Annotated in this window: 20 protein-coding genes; 19 read left to right on the forward strand and 1 reads right to left on the reverse strand. The window is 33.4% G+C overall.

Annotation, left to right across the window (positions count from 1 at the left end):
• Positions 1–65 precede the first annotated feature (65 nt).
• From moaD to AC13CQ_RS07515, 15 genes are all read left to right on the forward strand, one after another.
• Complete coding sequence (gene moaD / locus AC13CQ_RS07445) at positions 66–305, forward strand: molybdopterin converting factor subunit 1 (protein WP_474506650.1); 240 nt, start codon at positions 66–68, stop codon at positions 303–305.
• A 25-nt stretch (positions 306–330) separates the two neighbouring features.
• Positions 331–1,314, forward strand: a complete 984-nt coding sequence (gene moaA / locus AC13CQ_RS07450) for a GTP 3',8-cyclase MoaA (protein WP_335588600.1) — start codon at positions 331–333, stop codon at positions 1,312–1,314.
• Between the two features lie 210 nt (positions 1,315–1,524).
• Positions 1,525–1,995, forward strand: coding sequence for a cyclic pyranopterin monophosphate synthase MoaC (moaC, locus tag AC13CQ_RS07455; RefSeq protein ID WP_008610655.1), 471 nt, complete (start codon positions 1,525–1,527; stop codon positions 1,993–1,995).
• Positions 1,979–2,575: a molybdenum cofactor guanylyltransferase gene (gene mobA, locus AC13CQ_RS07460; RefSeq protein WP_456867816.1), complete on the forward strand. Its 597-nt coding sequence runs from the start codon at positions 1,979–1,981 to the stop codon at positions 2,573–2,575. Before moaC ends, mobA begins: the two co-directional genes overlap by 17 nt.
• 4 nt (positions 2,576–2,579) lie before the next feature.
• The gene (locus AC13CQ_RS07465) at positions 2,580–3,653 is read left to right on the forward strand and encodes a ThiF family adenylyltransferase (protein WP_474506649.1); all 1,074 of its coding nucleotides are present in this window, start codon (positions 2,580–2,582) and stop codon (positions 3,651–3,653) included.
• On the forward strand, positions 3,637–4,425 hold the full coding sequence (locus AC13CQ_RS07470) for a sulfite exporter TauE/SafE family protein (protein ID WP_008610652.1): 789 nt from the start codon (positions 3,637–3,639) through the stop codon (positions 4,423–4,425). Before AC13CQ_RS07465 ends, AC13CQ_RS07470 begins: the two co-directional genes overlap by 17 nt.
• Positions 4,426–4,436: 11 nt before the next feature.
• The gene (locus tag AC13CQ_RS07475) at positions 4,437–5,627 is read left to right on the forward strand and encodes a molybdopterin molybdotransferase MoeA (protein ID WP_474506648.1); all 1,191 of its coding nucleotides are present in this window, start codon (positions 4,437–4,439) and stop codon (positions 5,625–5,627) included.
• Positions 5,628–5,633: 6 nt separating this feature from the next.
• Entirely contained in the window at positions 5,634–6,671 is a 1,038-nt protein-coding gene (locus tag AC13CQ_RS07480; RefSeq protein WP_474506647.1) for an XdhC family protein, read from the forward strand.
• A 16-nt stretch (positions 6,672–6,687) separates the two neighbouring features.
• Complete coding sequence (locus AC13CQ_RS07485; RefSeq protein ID WP_474506646.1) at positions 6,688–7,284, forward strand: nucleotidyltransferase family protein; 597 nt, start codon at positions 6,688–6,690, stop codon at positions 7,282–7,284.
• A gap of 80 nt (positions 7,285–7,364) precedes the next feature.
• On the forward strand, positions 7,365–8,267 hold the full coding sequence (locus AC13CQ_RS07490) for a DnaJ C-terminal domain-containing protein (RefSeq protein WP_474506645.1): 903 nt from the start codon (positions 7,365–7,367) through the stop codon (positions 8,265–8,267).
• An 11-nt stretch (positions 8,268–8,278) separates the two neighbouring features.
• Positions 8,279–8,569, forward strand: a complete 291-nt coding sequence (locus AC13CQ_RS07495; protein ID WP_335588796.1) for a chaperone modulator CbpM — start codon at positions 8,279–8,281, stop codon at positions 8,567–8,569.
• A gap of 111 nt (positions 8,570–8,680) precedes the next feature.
• Positions 8,681–9,472 carry a hypothetical protein gene (locus tag AC13CQ_RS07500; protein WP_335588795.1) on the forward strand — a complete coding sequence of 264 codons (792 nt, stop codon included), beginning with the start codon at positions 8,681–8,683 and terminating at the stop codon, positions 9,470–9,472.
• Positions 9,473–9,520: 48 nt separating this feature from the next.
• Entirely contained in the window at positions 9,521–10,138 is a 618-nt protein-coding gene (locus AC13CQ_RS07505; RefSeq protein ID WP_008610645.1) for a DUF502 domain-containing protein, read from the forward strand.
• A gap of 176 nt (positions 10,139–10,314) precedes the next feature.
• Positions 10,315–11,370: a hypothetical protein gene (locus AC13CQ_RS07510; RefSeq protein ID WP_474506644.1), complete on the forward strand. Its 1,056-nt coding sequence runs from the start codon at positions 10,315–10,317 to the stop codon at positions 11,368–11,370.
• Between the two features lie 39 nt (positions 11,371–11,409).
• The gene (locus tag AC13CQ_RS07515; protein ID WP_474506643.1) at positions 11,410–12,057 is read left to right on the forward strand and encodes a hypothetical protein; all 648 of its coding nucleotides are present in this window, start codon (positions 11,410–11,412) and stop codon (positions 12,055–12,057) included.
• A gap of 27 nt (positions 12,058–12,084) precedes the next feature.
• On the opposite strand, the gene AC13CQ_RS07520 is transcribed toward AC13CQ_RS07515, so the two are convergent.
• Positions 12,085–12,711, reverse strand: coding sequence for a hypothetical protein (locus AC13CQ_RS07520; protein WP_337899730.1), 627 nt, complete (start codon positions 12,709–12,711; stop codon positions 12,085–12,087).
• A gap of 592 nt (positions 12,712–13,303) precedes the next feature.
• On the opposite strand from AC13CQ_RS07520, the gene AC13CQ_RS07525 reads away from it, so the two are divergent.
• The 4 genes from AC13CQ_RS07525 (at position 13,304) to AC13CQ_RS07540 (ending at position 17,126) form a co-directional block, all read left to right on the forward strand.
• A complete protein-coding gene (locus tag AC13CQ_RS07525) occupies positions 13,304–14,656 on the forward strand; it encodes an ATP-binding protein (protein WP_474506642.1) in 1,353 nt (450 codons plus the stop codon).
• A gap of 10 nt (positions 14,657–14,666) precedes the next feature.
• Positions 14,667–15,098 carry a TOTE conflict system archaeo-eukaryotic primase domain-containing protein gene (locus AC13CQ_RS07530; RefSeq protein WP_474506641.1) on the forward strand — a complete coding sequence of 144 codons (432 nt, stop codon included), beginning with the start codon at positions 14,667–14,669 and terminating at the stop codon, positions 15,096–15,098.
• Between the two features lie 191 nt (positions 15,099–15,289).
• Entirely contained in the window at positions 15,290–16,309 is a 1,020-nt protein-coding gene (locus AC13CQ_RS07535) for a type IV toxin-antitoxin system AbiEi family antitoxin (protein WP_335588788.1), read from the forward strand.
• Entirely contained in the window at positions 16,284–17,126 is an 843-nt protein-coding gene (locus AC13CQ_RS07540) for a nucleotidyl transferase AbiEii/AbiGii toxin family protein (RefSeq protein WP_335588787.1), read from the forward strand. Before AC13CQ_RS07535 ends, AC13CQ_RS07540 begins: the two co-directional genes overlap by 26 nt.
• Positions 17,127–17,349: the final 223 nt, after the last annotated feature.

Genomic DNA, 17,349 nt, shown 5'->3' on the forward strand with positions numbered 1-17,349 from the left:
GGTGTAAATTGCCTTGATGTATTAAATACCAATTGCCGAGTCAATAAGAAAACGAAGTGTCAATTATGAATATTTTACTTTTTGGGATCACAAGAGAGATAGTTGGAGATGCTTCTTTATATATTTCTGCGGAAGAAAAAATAAAAACTGTACAGCAGCTTAGGCTTTTTCTGATGGAGCAGTATCCAGCACTCAAAAAACTTTCTTCGTTGGCAATTGCTGTAAATAATAAGTATGCGCAAAAAGAAGATAATATCACAATTGATGATGAAATTGCACTGATTCCTCCAGTTAGTGGCGGATGATTTTATGAAGCTATTAAAAAATTATATGTTAATAGACAACCATAATAGAGTTATAAATTATTTAAGATTGGCGGTTACAGACCGTTGCAATTTACGTTGCAATTATTGTATGCCAGAAGAAGGGATTGATTTTGCAAAGCGCAAAGATTTATTTTCAATGGAGGAGCTTTGTAGGTTGAGTAGTATAATGGTTTCTCAAGGGATTAATAAAATTAGATTAACAGGCGGGGAGCCTTTTGTTAGAAAAGATTTAATGGTTTTATTTCGTCATTTAGCTTCTTTAGAAGGTTTAGACGATATTTCTGTTACTACCAATGCTACTTTAATTGGACCCTATATAAACGAATTAAAGTCCTTAGGAATAAAAAACATCAATGTAAGTTTAGATGCTATAAATAAAGATGTTTTTGAGAGAATAACCAGAAGAAATCAGTATGAAACGGTTTATGAAAACCTTATAAAATTGATTTCTGAAGGTTTTAATGTGCGGATTAATTGTATTGCCTTAGAGGGGCAGAATATTGAAGAGATTATTCCATTAGTAGAACTCACAAAATATTACAATGTCTCAGTTCGGTTTTTGGAAGAAATGCCTTTTAATGGAGGTTCAAAAAGCTTCAATACTATTAAATGGGACTATAAAGCTATTTATGAGCATATTGCCAATCGTTTTGATGCGATTGAAAAATTAGTTTCAGAAAAAACATCTACCTCTATAAATTATAAAATCAAAGATTATAAAGGAACTTTTGGGCTTATCCCGTCTTTTTCGAGAACATTTTGCGGAAGTTGCAATCGCCTACGGATTTCTGCTACTGGAGATGTTATTACTTGCCTGTACGGAAAACCAAGGATGAATATTAGAACCCTATTAAGAAGTGAAAATTCAGAAGAAAAAATAAAACAACATATTCTAGCAACCATAGGAAGTCGTTCTAAAACAGGCTTTGAAGAACAAGAAAAATACAAAGGTGTTTTTAATAATTCGATGACCTCAATTGGAGGGTAGTTTTTGAAGTGCAAAGTGTTTAGAATAAAGTATTAAGTACAAAGTATCAAGTACGAAGTATTTAGAGTAAAGAGCAAAGAGATAAAAGTATTTAGAATAAAGTATTAATTATCAAGTATTTAGAGTGAAAAATATAGAGCAAAGACAAGTAAAGTCTAGAATCTTAATACTTCGTACTTGATACTTTATACTACCTGCTAAAAACAAAAAATGGGTAAATTATCACATATAAATGAAGCTGGAGAGGCAACTATGGTGGATGTTTCTACTAAAGAAGTAACAGCAAGAGTAGCAACTGCTTCTGGAGAAGTTATTTTTCCTGCTGAGGTTTTTTCAGAATTAGAGAAAAATCAGTTTTCAAATAAAAAAGGAAGCATAATTCAGACAGCAGTAATTGCAGGAATTCAAGCGGTAAAAAAAACGGCCGATTTAATTCCGCTTTGCCATCAGTTAGCTTTGTCTAAAATTCAGATTGATATTAAACCTAAAAAAACTTCGTTTATTATTAATTGTACTGTAAAATGTACGGAGCGTACAGGGGTAGAAATGGAGGCGTTAACAGGTGTTTCGGTGAGTGCACTTACAATTTATGATATGTGTAAGGCGCTTTCTCACGATATAAAAATTGCCAATATTCAGCTTGAGAAAAAATCGGGAGGAAAAAGTGACTTCAACAGGTAAATTATATGGATTGGTATTGGCGGGGGGATTGAGTACCCGAATGAAAACAGATAAAGGCTTGATTGCATACCACGGAGTTCCTCAACGTACATACCTTTATAAATTGCTAAAAGAGGTTTGTGATGAAGCCTATATTAGCATCCGTAAAGAGCAAGAAAACGAATTTACTTCCGAAGAAAAATTAATAATAGATGAAGATGTGTATAAAGGTCCTTTTAACGGGATTTTAAGTGCGCATCATTTTGATAAAAATAGTGCTTGGCTTATCATTGCCTGCGATTTGCCTTTAATAAATAAGCGTGCCATAAAGCAATTAATTGTAGAAAGAGACGTAAATAGTATTGCAACGGTTTTTACTGCTTCCACTAAAGAAATGCCCGAGCCTCTGTGTGCTATTTGGGAGGCCGAGGGTTTAAAGCAAGCTGAGGTTTTTATTGCAGCGCAAAAATCGTTCGCTCCAATAAAGTTTTTGAGGAATAGTAATGTCAAAATTGTGAAACCACTTCAAGATGACGTACTTTTAAATGTAAATGAAGAAAAACAACGTATAGAAGTTGTGAAAAAACTGAAAAATAAGTAAGAAATTGAATGCTAATAGATACATAAGACAAACTTTATTGAAGGGTTTTGGTGTTAAAGCTCAAGAGAAACTAAAACAAGCCAAAGTTTTAGTGGTTGGTGCTGGTGGATTAGGAGTTCCTGTACTGCAATACCTTAATGCTATGGGAGTTGGAGTTTTAGGGATTGTGGAAAGCGATACCATAGACCTTTCCAATTTACAAAGACAAGTTATATACGGAGAAGGAGATGTTGGACTCTCAAAGTTAGCTGTTATAAAGCAAAAACTAGAGGCTCAGAATTCTGAAACTAAAATCAATGCATACGATACTTTTTTACATAAGGACAATGCATTAGGAATTATAAAAAATTACGACCTTGTTATAGATGCAACCGATAATTTTCCAACGCGGTATTTAATTAACGATGCTTGTGTGTTGTTAAATAAGCCTTTTGTTTATGGGGCTTTACACGAGTTTGAAGGTCAGGTAAGTGTTTTTAATTACAAAAGTGGGCCTACATATCGTTGTTTATTTCCAACCATGCCAAGCAAAGGAGAAATGCCAGATTGCAATGAAAATGGAGTTTTGGGAATAGTACCCGGAATTATAGGAAATTTACAAGCTTTAGAAGCAGTAAAAGTGATTACTGGAATAGGAAAGCCATTGTCGGGAACATTACTTATTTTTGATGGGTTAAGTCAACAATATCAAAAAATAACTTTTGACGCTCAACAAGAAAATTTAAAACGAACAGCGCTAGAAGCAACTTATGAAAATGTTTCTTGTGATGTTGATGCTGTAATTTCTGCGGAAGATTTTTCGACTTTATTAAATCAGAAAAAACCTCTTCAAATTATAGACGTAAGAACCCCTTTAGAGTTTGAAGATTTTCATTTTGATACTTCGAAGAACATCCCTTTGCAGGAACTTTCCGAGAGAATTTCAGAAATTGATAGCTCTAAACCTGTGTATTTAGTTTGTCAATCTGGCGTTAGAAGTGGAAAAGCCTTAGTGCAATTAAAAGATAAAATAAACACCACTTTCCTTGAATTAGAGGGTGGTTTAAATAATTATTTAAAACATGCAGTTAACACCTGAATCTCTTAGTATTTTAGCCTTATGTTTTTTTATAATTGCAGTGCTATATTCTTCGGTAGGATTTGGTGGGGGAAGTAGTTATTTAGCATTATTGACCCTGTTTTTTGCAAGTTTTTTTGTAATCCGTTCCGTAGCGCTTGTGTGTAATTTAATTGTGGTTTCTGGGAGTACTTATCTGTATTACAAAAATGGACATTTTGATGTCAAAAAGTTTATTCCGTTTGTGGCTACTAGTATTCCTCTAGCATTTATAGGGGCATCTTTTCGGCTTAAAGAATATGTGTTTTTTATCATTTTAGGAGTGGCTTTAATGACTTCTGCAATTTTATTAGTTACACAAAGTATAAAGGAACGACAACGAAAAACAAGGCTTACAGCAAAGAAGTATCCAATTTGGGTAACTTATATTTTGGGAGCTGGTATCGGATTTTTATCAGGACTTGTAGGTATTGGAGGGGGAATATTTTTAGCCCCAATTTTAAACCACATGCGATGGGAATCGTCTATCAAAATAGCAGCTTTAGCTAGTTTTTTCATTTTGGTAAATTCTATCTCTGGAGTTGCAGGCTTAGTTTCTAACGGAATGTTTGTTTTTCCGTGGAAGGAAGGGTTGGTGCTTTTGGCAGTGGTTTTTATAGGAGGACAAATAGGAATCCGAATTAGTTTAAATAAATTAAGTGGTCGTGGAATAAAATTACTCACAGCTATTTTAGTGTTTATTGTAGGAGTCCGTGTTTTATTAAATAACGGACTTGGATTAATTGATTTTTAAATAAAAAAGGTATGATTTCTTTTGAAGAAGCACATAAAAAAGTGATGGAAAAACTACTTTCTTTTGAAGAAGAGAATGTTTTTTTTACCAATAGTTTAGGAAGAATTTTAGCTGAAGATATTTTAGCCGATCGAGATTTTCCTCCGTTTCATCGTGCTACAAAAGACGGAATTGCAATTAATTATGGAGCGGGAGAGAACACTAAAAAACAATTTAAAATTCAGGGAATTATTGCAGCTGGTACTCCAAAAGTAAAATTAAATAATACTAATGACTGTTTGGAAATAATGACGGGAGCGGTGCTTCCAGAAAATGCAGATACCGTTGTAATGTATGAAGATATTACTATTGAAAATGGAAGCGCAATTGTTAATTCAGAAATAAAAAAAGGACAAAATATCCACAGGCAAGGAACCGACGTTGAGCAAGGCGCTGTTGTAATTATGAAGAATACAAAAATTACAGCTGCTGAGATTGGGATTTTAGCTTCCGTAGGAAAAGTAGAGGTAAGGGTTAAAAAGTTACCAAAAATTGCTTTAATATCAACAGGAAATGAGTTAGTGGCAGTACATGAAACTCCCAAACCACATCAAATTAGAAACTCAAACATGCTTTCGCTGCATGCTTTGTTAGAGGAAGAAAATATACTAGCAACGCATGTACATTTAAATGATGATAAGGAGGAAATAAAAAATGGTTTAAATGAATTATTGCGCACCAATAATGTTTTAATGTTGAGTGGTGGAGTGTCTAAAGGGAAATTTGATTTTATCCCCGAAGCTTTTGAAGAGTTGGGGGTAGAAAAAATATTTCATCGGGTTGCCCAAAGGCCAGGAAAACCTTTTTGGTTTGGAATCCATAAAGAAACAAACACCGTTGTTTTTTCATTTCCTGGAAACCCTGTTTCTACCTTTGCTAATTATTATGTGTATTTTAAAGATTGGCTTTATGAGTCGCTTGGAATAGAGAACGAAAAAGAAAATATTGTTCTAGGAGAAGATTTTTTTAACCCTACAAAATTAACCCTTTTTGTTAGAGTAAAAATTGAAAGTAAAAATGGAATTACGTATGCTTTTCCAATAAAAGAGAATGGTTCTGGAGATTTAATGAGCTTAGCACATACAGATGGATTTATAGCACTTTCTCCAAATAAAGAATTGTATAAAAAAGAAGAAGTGGCTCCATTTATAGCAACCAGATAATGTGTTATGACGCATGAATTTAAGCAAATAATAGAAAGTTATTTAAAGGCGAAATCGAAAAACTTAAAGTCGGTTTTAGCAACTGTAGTAGCTATGGAAGGCTCGTCGTATAGGAGGCCTGGCGTTAGAATGCTTATTCGAGAAGATGGTAAAATGACAGGCGCAGTTAGTGGCGGATGTGTTGAAAAAGAAATTCTTCGTCAGAGTCAGTCGGTTTTTACTACCCGAATTCCTAAAATAATGACATATGATGGGCGTTACCGATTAGGTTGTGAAGGGATTTTATATATATTAATAGAACCTTTATCATTACAAAAACATTTCTTACAAGCTTTTGAAAAAGTATTGGATAATAGACAAGCATTTTACATTACTTCATATTTTAAAAGGACAGATGAGGAGAATGTAAATTTTGGTTCTTGTGTTGTTTTTGATGATGAAAATCAGTTTTATTTAAATGAGGATAATAAAGACAATAAGGTTAAGGAAGGTTTAGAAGTTTTTAATCAAAAATTAAAACCGTCCTTAAAATTAGTACTTATTGGCGCCGAGCATGATGCGGTTCAATTAGGTGTTCTAGCGTCATTAAATGGTTGGGAAGTAACTATAGTTGCCCCTGAGAGCGACCCAAAAACTTTATTAAATTTCCCTGGAGCAAAGCATATAGAAAATGTGAGTCCGCAAACATTCAACCAAAATATAATAGATAAGGAAACTGCGGTTGTTTTAATGACGCATAGTTATTCCAAAGATTTACAATACCTTTTAAGGTTAACAGATTTAAATTTAAAATATCTCGGAATTTTAGGACCAGCTAGACGTAGAGAAAAGCTTTTTCAAGAAATATTAGAGCATAATCCAGCTATAGATTCATTATTTTTTGAAAAGATCCATGCCCCAGCAGGAATTAATATTGGAGCAGAAACCCCTCAGGAAATAGCAGTTTCTATTATTGCAGAAATATTGGCTGTAGTAAGAAAAGAGGAAGTTTATTTGTTGAAAGACAAAAAAGGAAGAATACATTCTGAAGAAAAAGAAATATAGGTTTTAAAGCTTTTCAATGAAAAAAGTAGCTATTTTAATTCTAAGTGCAGGGGCTTCCAAAAGAATGGGAACTCCTAAGCAACTCTTGAAATGGGGCAAAGAAACATTATTAGAAAATGCAGTTTCTACAGCTGTAAATGTGGAAAATGCATCATTATTTGTGGTTTTGGGAGCTAATGCCGAGTTAATTCAGCAAAAAATAACTTTGAATGCGGAAGCTTTATACCATAAAGATTGGGAGCAAGGCCTTGGAAGTTCTATTGCTTTTGGGGTTGGAACGCTTCAAAAATTAGATTTTGATGGGGTATTAATTATGTTGGCAGATCAGCCTTTTGTAACTTCTTATTATTTAAAAGAATTAATAAATAGTTTTAATTCAGGAGAAAAAAATATTATAGCTTCTCGCTTTGCTGGAAGTGTAGGGGTGCCTGCAATTTTTTCTGCTGAATATTTTGAGGATTTAAAGAAGTTGGATACAGATACTGGTGCAAAACATATTATAAAATCTCACTTTCAAGATGTAGAAACCTTTCAAGCTGATGATTTGGTAATAGATATTGATACTGTTGAAACATATAAGCGGGCATACAAAATTAAATTCAATACTGATTAATAGGATTTCTAGATTCAAAATAAATCCGTAAATTTAAGTTACACATTTAGCGTAATTTCAAAATTAATCTTCTCGGAAGTATGGAATTTATTGATTATTACAAAATTTTAGAAATTGATAAAAGTGCTACTATAGCCGAAATAAAAAAGGCATATAGAAAACAAGCAAGGAAATACCATCCAGATTTAAATCCTAATAATAAAGAAGCTGAGTTAAAATTTAAAAGACTCAATGAAGCTAATGAGGTTTTAAGCGACCCAGAAAAGCGTAAAAAATACGACGAGTACGGAAAAGATTGGCAGCATGCTGAAGAATTTGAAAAAGCGAAGACTCAACAGCAAAGTAGTCAACAATATGCCTCTGGAGATTCATATTCTTATAGTGGAGGCGCTACTGATGAAGACTTTTCAGATTTTTTTGAATCGATGTTTGGAGGAGGAGGTTTTAGAAATCAGCGAAGGCAAACAGCCTTTCGTGGTCAAGATTTTAATGCTGAACTACAATTGCAACTACGAGATGTGTATACCTCTCAAAAACAAACTTTAACCGTTAACAATAAGAAAATCCGAATAACAATACCTGCGGGGATTGAAAACGGACAGACAATAAAAATAAAAGGGCATGGAGCTACTGGAAGTAATGGCGGTCCAAATGGCGACCTTTATATTACATTTTCAGTTATAAATAATACTCCTTTTAAGAGAGAGAAAGCAAATCTTTATAAAACAGTTCTAATAAACTTAACAACTGCCGTTTTAGGAGGAGAAATTACAGCAGAAACCTTTGATGGAAAAGTTAAATTAAAAGTAGCACCCGGAGTTCAAAACGGACAACAAGTTAAATTGAAAGGAAAGGGTTTCCCTGAGTATAAAAAGGAGGGGAGTTTTGGAGATTTATATATTACCTATCAGATAGATTTACCTTCAAATCTTACCGAAAAACAAAGGGAACTTTTTGAGGAATTGAAAAAGACAGATCTTTAATGTGGTAAGTTATGGAGACAAAATATAGAATTAGTATTCACGATTTTTGTAAGAATTATCAAGTAGATGAAGTTTTTGTGTCGCATTTTATTGAGGCAAAAATCATTCAAATTAAAAAAGAAGGAGGTAGGAATTTGATTACAGAACATCATTTCCTTAAACTAGAAAAAATGGTGCGTCTGCATCAAGATTTAGGAATAAACTTAGAAGGCTTGGAAGCTATTTCCCACTTGTTAAATCGGGTAGAAAGCATGAATGAAGAGCTTCAATATTTAAGAAACAGATTACAATTGTATGAATAAAATAAATCTATTTTTCATCTAAATCATTTTTATAGAAATATTATTGTATTTTTGATATAGATTATCCCCCCTATAAATCCTTCAGTTAATTTTACTTAATCTAAATTCGTTATGAAAACATTAAGAATAAGAGTGTGCTTATTTATGTGCTTTTTAATAAGCATTTCAGTTTTTTCTCAAGAAGCAGAGGGGAATGCGGCGCAAGCAAACAATCCGCTTGCAAATATGACTGCGCTGAACTTTCACGATTATTACATGCCAAAATTGTCAAATGCTCCAGACGATGCATATATGAATACTGCATGGGTACGCTTTGCTAAACCGCTTTCTGGCGGGAAATTATTACTAAGAGTATCCACTCCTATAAGTACTATTGGATTACCCGAAGTAAATGGAAATGTAAAAACATTAAATGGTTTAGGAGATATGAATGCATTTATGTCCTATAATTTTGTTTCAAACCCTACAACTACTATGGGTGCAGGGCCTTTAATAACAGCGCCAACTTCAACTAATCAAGCCTTAGGTACAGGGAAATGGCAAGCAGGTTTTGCTTTTGTTGCTTTCTTTGCTAAATCTCCAATTTTCCAATATGGAGCTTTAGTTACTTGGCAAACCTCATTTGCTGGACAAAGTGATAGAGAAAGCACTAATAATGCAGCATTCCAACCTTTTTACTTTTGGCAATTAGGTAAAGGATTGTATTTAAGAGGAGCTCCAATTTGGTATTTCGATATTAAAAATGATGCGTACAGTGTGCCAATAGCGTTGGGGATAGGAAAAGTTATTAAACTTAATGATACAATGATTAATTGTTTTATAGAACCGCAATATTCTATGCTAACAGCAGGAACTCAGCCAATTTTTCAAGTATTTACGGGGATTAATTTACAGTTTATGTAGATTTTTGGAGGTATTAGAAAGGTAAATAATCACTTAGCTTGAAACACTATGAAAATATTTAATAAATCTACTAATGCTGTAATATTAGGAGGGATATTTTTTCTAATTCCCTTACTCATTTTTATTGTTCTAATTACACATGCTATCAAGCTTGCTACACCTTTAGGTAGAAAATTGGTTGATATTTTTAATATTCATTCTGTTTTTGGAGCTGCTACAGTAACCATATTTACAGTAGCAATTTTAGTTTTTATTTGCTATCTAAGTGGATATCTAGTGCAGAAAGGACTTGTGAATGATTGGGGGCAAAAAGTTGAGGATAAATTGTTTTTACTTTTTCCAAGTTTGCAAATGTTGAAGTATAGATTGCTTGGAGATAAGCCAGCAAAAAAAGATGATGATAATTGGAAATCCATTCTTTTAAAAGAAGATATCTTCTACCGAATAGCTTTTATTACTAGTTATAAAGATGGTTTTTTTAGTGTTTATGTTCCAGATGCTCCCAGAATGGATGCAGGAGAAATACGTTTTATAGCCAAGGTAGATATAGAGTTTATCCCTATTTCTATGAAAGATGCAATGAATTCTTTAAACAGCTTTGGGAGAGATGGTACTTTGGAAAAGTATATGATTGATGCCATACATAAAGAGAATAATAAGGCGTAAGAAATTAATGCTTTAGAAGAGTAAGGAAGAGTAAGGATAATATTTCAAGTTTGAAATAAAGGATAAATATTCATTTTAAATTTTTCTCAGTTTTGTTTAAACGGAGATATTATTATAGGAGAGGTTTTATACAATAGATTACTGGTTCTGTTATTTTTCCTGTGAAAATATAATATATGAGGTATATCAAAAAAGACTTTTTTTTTAAGATAGGGTTACTATTGATTGTTGCAATAGTAAATTGTAATGATGTTTTTGGGCAAGATTTAGCTATTCGAAAGATAGATCAAGCTTATAGAGACAGTTTGATGAGTCATGATTACCCTTATGTTTTACCTATTTATGGAGACAGAGTCCAGAAAACAGGTCATGATTTGCCACTTCCTTTTGGGATAATGGTAAATTATATTGCTCAAGACACTAAATTAAATATTGATAATATAGCGTTGAGATTGGACGACTCCGAATTTGTAGATATGGATTTTTTGGAGTTTGAAACTTTTGAAAATACTGCAAATGTTGTAAACGTACGATTAGAAGCTTGGTTGTTTCCCTTCTTAAATGTATATGGCTTATATGCGCATTCAGAAAGCAATAACGCCATAAAGTTAACAAACCCTTTCGAATTAGATATCCCAACCAATCCCACTGCAGATACTTATGGATTGGGAACTGTTTTGGCATATGGAGCAGGAAATTATTTTGCTATTTTGAATTTCAATGCAACTTGGTCGGATGTAAGTTCTTTAGACGATAAGGTATTCGGAACAGTTACTTCTTTTCGTGTAGGCCGTAGTTTCGGATTTCATAAACGGTTTCATAATATTAATTTTAGTATAGGAGCTCAACATCAATATTTGGCAAGAGATTCATCTGGCGAGCTTCGCATAAGTGATATGTTTTCTAAGGTTGATAAAGGGAAAGTCCAAGAAATAAAAAATGATATTTCAGATACAGCAAATAATTGGTATGATGGTTTGAAACCAGCTCAAAAGGTAGTTGTAAATCAAATTGTAAAAGAAATTGACGACTGGCTGGAAGGAAGAACACCCGGAGATAGAACATTGGGCTATCAGTTTGAGAAAGAGCCTTTAGGGCATGTGTCTTTACAATTAGGGGTTCAGTATAACCATGGAAAACGTTGGTGGTATCGTCTTGAAACTGGGGTTGGAAGAGGGAGAAACCAAATTATGCTATCGGCAAATTATCGCTTCGGAATAAAGAAAAAGTAAATTGAATTATATAATAGGGTGTAATTAAAAAAAATAATAATGAAAAAATTCTTTTATCTATTGGTTTTGTTTTTAGGAATTGGTAGCGCTCAAGCTCAAGATATTTATGTTAACTTTTATGGAAGTTATGCTTTTGATGATAGTTTCGATTCGTATTATGATTATCAGGCTTATTACGAAGGAAAAATAAAAGGAGGCTTTCAATGGGGTGGAGGACTGGAATATAAACCGAGTCCGTATATGGGGTTTGAATTTACTTATTTACGTCAAGACACAAATTCACCAACTTGGTATCAAACTTACAATACGATAAGAGAGCAATATACCAATTTTGATTTAGGGATAAATTACTTAATGTTGGGTGCAAATCGTTATTTTTCGAGACCTAGTTCTCAATTTCAAGGATATGGAGGATTAATGGCGGGAATGGTAATAGCAAACTTAGACAATCCAGATAATGGAAGAAGCTCTGATGCAACAAAATTTAGTTGGGGAGCTAAATTAGGAGGGATTTTTTGGATGAACGACTATTTTGGAATTCGGATGCAAGCGCAATTGCTCTCAGCAGTTCAGGGAGCTGGTGGTGGATTTTATTTTGATGGATATGGACCCCAAGCTACCGTAGTAACATACTCTACATTTTATCAATTTAGTCTTGGAGGAGGGGTTGTTTTTAACTTGAATTAAAAGTCTTAGAAAGAATTTATAGGGAGATTATTTAATGGTCTGCTGATAATATTGAGTCTTGATTGTGCCTAATTCTTTCTCAATACGTTTGAGTCGCTTTCTGGCTAATTCATTAGATTTACTATTGAAATTCTTAGTGAAGGTATTAGCAATAAATACGGCATCATATAAAGAATCCTTTAAATATACTCTCATTATACTTACGGAACGATTTATTTCTTTATCAATTAAATCAGTACCAAGTTTGTAATAAATATTAAAAATGCGGTTTTTATCTTCATCAGGGATAGAGTCATGATGGTTTATTAAAATTCCTATCACTTGTCCAATGGTAGTATCTCTTGAAAAAGTTCTATGTCCTAAAGGAGTTTCAACTGTCAAATCAAAATAGGGGAGCGCGCTATTTTTTTCTTCTTGATAGCCTGTTACATAAGCAATCTCAGGATTAGGAAAAGTAGAGAGGGAATAAATAATTCCCTTAGTGCCAGGGAAACTTTGTTGTTCTCGCTTTATACGCTCTTTTATTCCTTTTCGGATAGGAAGAATTTCATTCTCATACCTATATTTTTTAATACTGTTGGTGAGCAAAGGTTTAAGTACAAACAATCCAAGAATGAGTATAAGTCCCCCAAATCCCATATGCTTTTTCTTCATAGTACTTTTTCTTCAAATTTACAGGTTTTATAAATTTAATCCCAATAGGAGTTGGATGGGGGATAATTAATTTTATTTAATACAGAAAGCCAAATAGGGATTAGGTTTCCATAACCTATTTCTATGCTATCTTTTACAATAAAGGAATTTTCTGTAGTTGTTATTTGCTTTTTAAAAAAAGAAATTATCGTGAATAAATTTAAGATTTACTCCTAATGGATCTATTTTGCAGTATTTTTTGTGTTGAATATGTGATAGAAGCAATTTAATCTGTTACAAATTCTTTTAGCGCAGTAGTTTTATCAAGAAACAATTTTCGAATCTCTTTATTGGGGATTAAATATAAAAGTCATTTACAAGCAAAAAAATAATAATTACTAAAAATCAAATTGAGACTAAAGCTTCAGTTGGAACTGTTCACTCTTTTTGATTTGTTATCCACTATGACTAAATGTAAATTAGAGTATCTCACTTTTGAAAATATTTAGTTCATAACATAACATAACCTGAATATTAAACAATCTTAAATTGGGTAAAAAACATTGAAATGCTTATCCAACTTTGGTATCTTTGAGTTAAAGCAAGTGCTATAATGACTGAAACAAACCGGATAGAATACAAACGGGAACTTACCAAAGAAGTAGATATAGAAAAAGAAGTAATTGCTTTCCTCAACTATCGTGAAGGTGGAGTAATATACATTGGTATAGAAAAGACAGGTAAAACTATTGGTGTTACTGATGTGGACAGCGATATGCTAAAACTGAAAGACCGTATTAAAAACAACATTCTTCCTTCTGCCCTTGGCTTGTTCGATATTGTGACAGAAGAACATGAAGGGAAACATATTATTAAAGTGATTGTAGCTGGCGGAAGTGAAAAACCCTACTTTAAGAAGAAGTATGGAATGACCGAAAAAGGAGCTTTTATGCGTTCTGGTACAGCTGCAGAGCCTATGCCGCAAAGAATGATTGATGAGCTTTTTGCTAAACGTACACGGAATTCTATCAACATCATAAAATCAAACAGGCAAGAACTAACCTTTGAGCAGCTTAAAATTTATTATGAGGAAAGAGGCACCCGTTTGAATAAAAATTTTCCGATTAACTTAGAGTTGCTTACAGGTGACAAGGCATTTAATTATCTTGCCTACTTAATGGCTGATGAAAACGGGAACTCAATGAAGTTGGCAAAATACTATGGTAATAATAGGGTTGACCTTATAGAAAATCAAGAATATGGTTATTGCTCCCTCATTAAAGCTACCAATAGTATCTTAGATAAACTAGAGGTGGAAAACACCACCCGTACTAAGATTACCTCAAAAGAACGCATAAGCCAACGTCTGTGGAATCAGGTAGCATTAAGGGAGGCCGTTCTTAATGCCATAATCCATAACGATTATACTACTGAGGTTCCTCCAAAATTCGAAATTTTTGATGACCGCATTGAAATCACTTCTACTGGTGGTTTGCCAAACGGCTTAAGTAAGGAAGATTTTTTCGAAGGTTATTCCGTTCCTAGGAACAAAGGAATTATGAGGGTATACAAGGATCTTGAGCTAGTGGAACAATTAGGTTCTGGCGTGCCACGGATTTTAGAAACTTATAGTAAGGATTGTTTTAAGTTTTCGGACAACTTCCTTAGAATGGTCTTTCCTAAATCTGTTAGCAATGTTATTGAAAGAGAAACAGAAATAACACAGACCGAATATCAAGTCCAACTTGAAGAAGTTCGGAGAAAGTTCGGAGAAAAGTTCGGAGGAAGTTCGGGGAAAATAATTGGGTTGTTATTGGAAAATGAAAATAGTACTGCCTCAGAAATAGCCGAAATAATCAGCATTAGTACAAGGGCTGTAGAAAAACAGCTAGCTAAATTAAAAAAGACAGGTGTGATAGACAGGGTAGGTCCCGATAAAGGAGGTTATTGGAAAGTAAACCTATAAAAAGTGAAGTGTGGAAGGAACTCCTGAAGACGAAAGATTGAAACTGTTCAAAACCCTTTTCAGAGGTAGAGAAGACATTTTTGCCCTGCGCTGGGAAAAGGATAAGAAAAAAGGGTATATGCCAGCTTATTCATATGATCCATATATGTACCGGCTACACAAGCAACGGGGTGGAACTTTTAAAAATTATAAAGACAAAACGTATCTACGGCTTGATGATTTCCAAATCAAGAAACATTTGAAAGGTACGCAAGCCATTGGTGTTTATCCTTTGTTAAAAAACAATACATCCTCCTTTATAGTTGCAGATTTTGATAAGGAGGGTTGGCAAGAACAATCTAAACAAGCCCTTTCGGTTTGCGAGGAATTTAATATTCCAGCCTATCTCGAGCGTTCACGATTTCGGATTGGGAATACAGTGTTCCTTCCCAGAGCATCGTGAAGGGTTAACGGAATGGAAAGGAGAAATTGAGGATGGTGTCCAAGACTTTTTAGGGAAGCTCTTTGCCCGAAATCTAGCTTTTCGCAAAATGAAGGGGAATGTGCTGAGTGGTTTATATGTATTAATCAGAATAAATATGTATATTTGTTCACAAATAAATTATGTTCACGAATAATGAACAAATAAAAATAATGAACAAAAATGTTTTTGTAATGACTGAATTAGATATTTTCAATAATGCAATTCATAATTTAGAGAAGGATATCCCAATTACTTGGGACTGGAAAACTATTGCTCCTAATAAAGACATCGGTATAGATGGGGAATTGGATATAACCCTGAATGATAAGAAGGTCTTATTAATGGTAGAGATTAAAAAGGATGTAAAAAATCATCAAATACTCAATATACTTCATTACAACAATGAATTTCAAAACTTTCTATTGGTAGTGGAAAAGCTATTTCCAAAGGTAAAGGAAGAACTAAGAGAGCATAACGTGAATTATTTAGAGGGCAATGGAAATGTCTATATAAACCATAATGACGTATTCCTATATATTGATACCAATAAGACACTTAAAACTAAAAAGGATAAAGGAAATAGGGCATTTACCAAAACGGGACTTAAAGTCATATTTCATTTTTTATTAAATCCCCAGTTACTAAATCAAACACAGAGAGATATTGCTGAGATTACAAATGTAGGCTTGGGAAATATTCCTTTAATTATTAATGGACTATTGGACACCAACTTCATTTTAAAATTGAATAAGAATGAATACGTCATTAATAATTATGAAGAACTCCTCAATAGATGGATTACAGAATTTGAACAAACTTTAAGACCTACGATTTTTAAGCAACGTTTTAGATTTCAAAATAAAAATCAAGATTGGAAAGAGATACAGTTCAACCCAGGGAAAACCGTATGGGGAGGTGAACCTGCAGGGGATATACTTACTAATCATTTACGTCCGGAAAAGTTTATACTATATACCGTAGAGACCGTAAGAGATCTGATGGTCAACTATAGATTAATTCCAGATGATGAAGGAGATGTATGGGCATACGACCTCTTTTGGAACCCCCAATTTAACGAGAATACAGCACCCACAGCATTGGTTTATGCAGAATTGATGATTGGGAACGATAAAAGAAGCAAAGAAACTGCAAACATAATTTTCAATGAGCAAATCAAACCAAACCTATAAGGAATTAGCAATCCCTTATTTTAAAGAAGTTTTTGACATTATCGATGATGTATTGGTAAAACTGAACATACCATATTACCTCATTGGCGCAAGTGCGGTAGCCTTAGAACTATTGAAAGGGGGCATTAAACCGAGCAGGGGAACAAAAGATATTGATTTTGCAATAATGATAGCTTCCATACAGGAATTTGAAGCCGTGGTTGAAGCACTTCTCAAATATGGATTTAACAAAGTAGAAGCGCCGTGGACTTTATATAATGACAGATTCAATATTGCCATTGACCTATTACCTTTTGGAGAAATTGAGGAAAAATTCACCATACAATTTAATGAACGCTATACAGATTTGCACGTTTTAGGGTTTAGCGAAGTGCTACAAGAATCCGGGACCGTTCAAATAGAAGAAAAGTCTTTAAAGATTCCGTCCCTTCCAGGAATGGTGATTCTTAAATTAATCGCCTGGAGTGACAGGCCAGAAGATAGGGATAACGACCTCTATGATATTTTGAGAATTATAGAACATTACTTCGATTTAAATTTTGATGAAATAGTAGAACATCATAATGATACCTTTCCGGAAGAAGATGACTTGGATCAATTCAAAATTGCAGCAAGAGTATTAGGGAGAAAAGCAAGCCAGTTTTTAAATATTTCAGAAGCCATCAATGATAGAATTTTAAAAACTATCAACGATAACGTTGCAAATGCCAAAGATTCAGTAATTGCCAAACAATGGATAAGAAATAGAGAATGGGATTTAGAATATGCTGTTCAAATTTTGGAAGAATTTAAATTAGGTTTGATTGAAAATAAATAGAATTACCCGTCTCACAAAGATTTTGGTCGGTCTGGTATGGCATTAGGGAAAAAAGAAACAAAATCAGGGACACCAGACTCTTATATACTTTTGGATAATGATCTTTTTGTTTTTAATGAGATTGAGAAAGGCAAATAAACGTCCCACTTTTAAAAAGCACTCATAAAACCTATATTATAATATCATATATGATATTATAATGATAAAGTTATAGATAAAATTA

It is taken from the genome of Galbibacter sp. L-19, assembly GCF_056857615.1.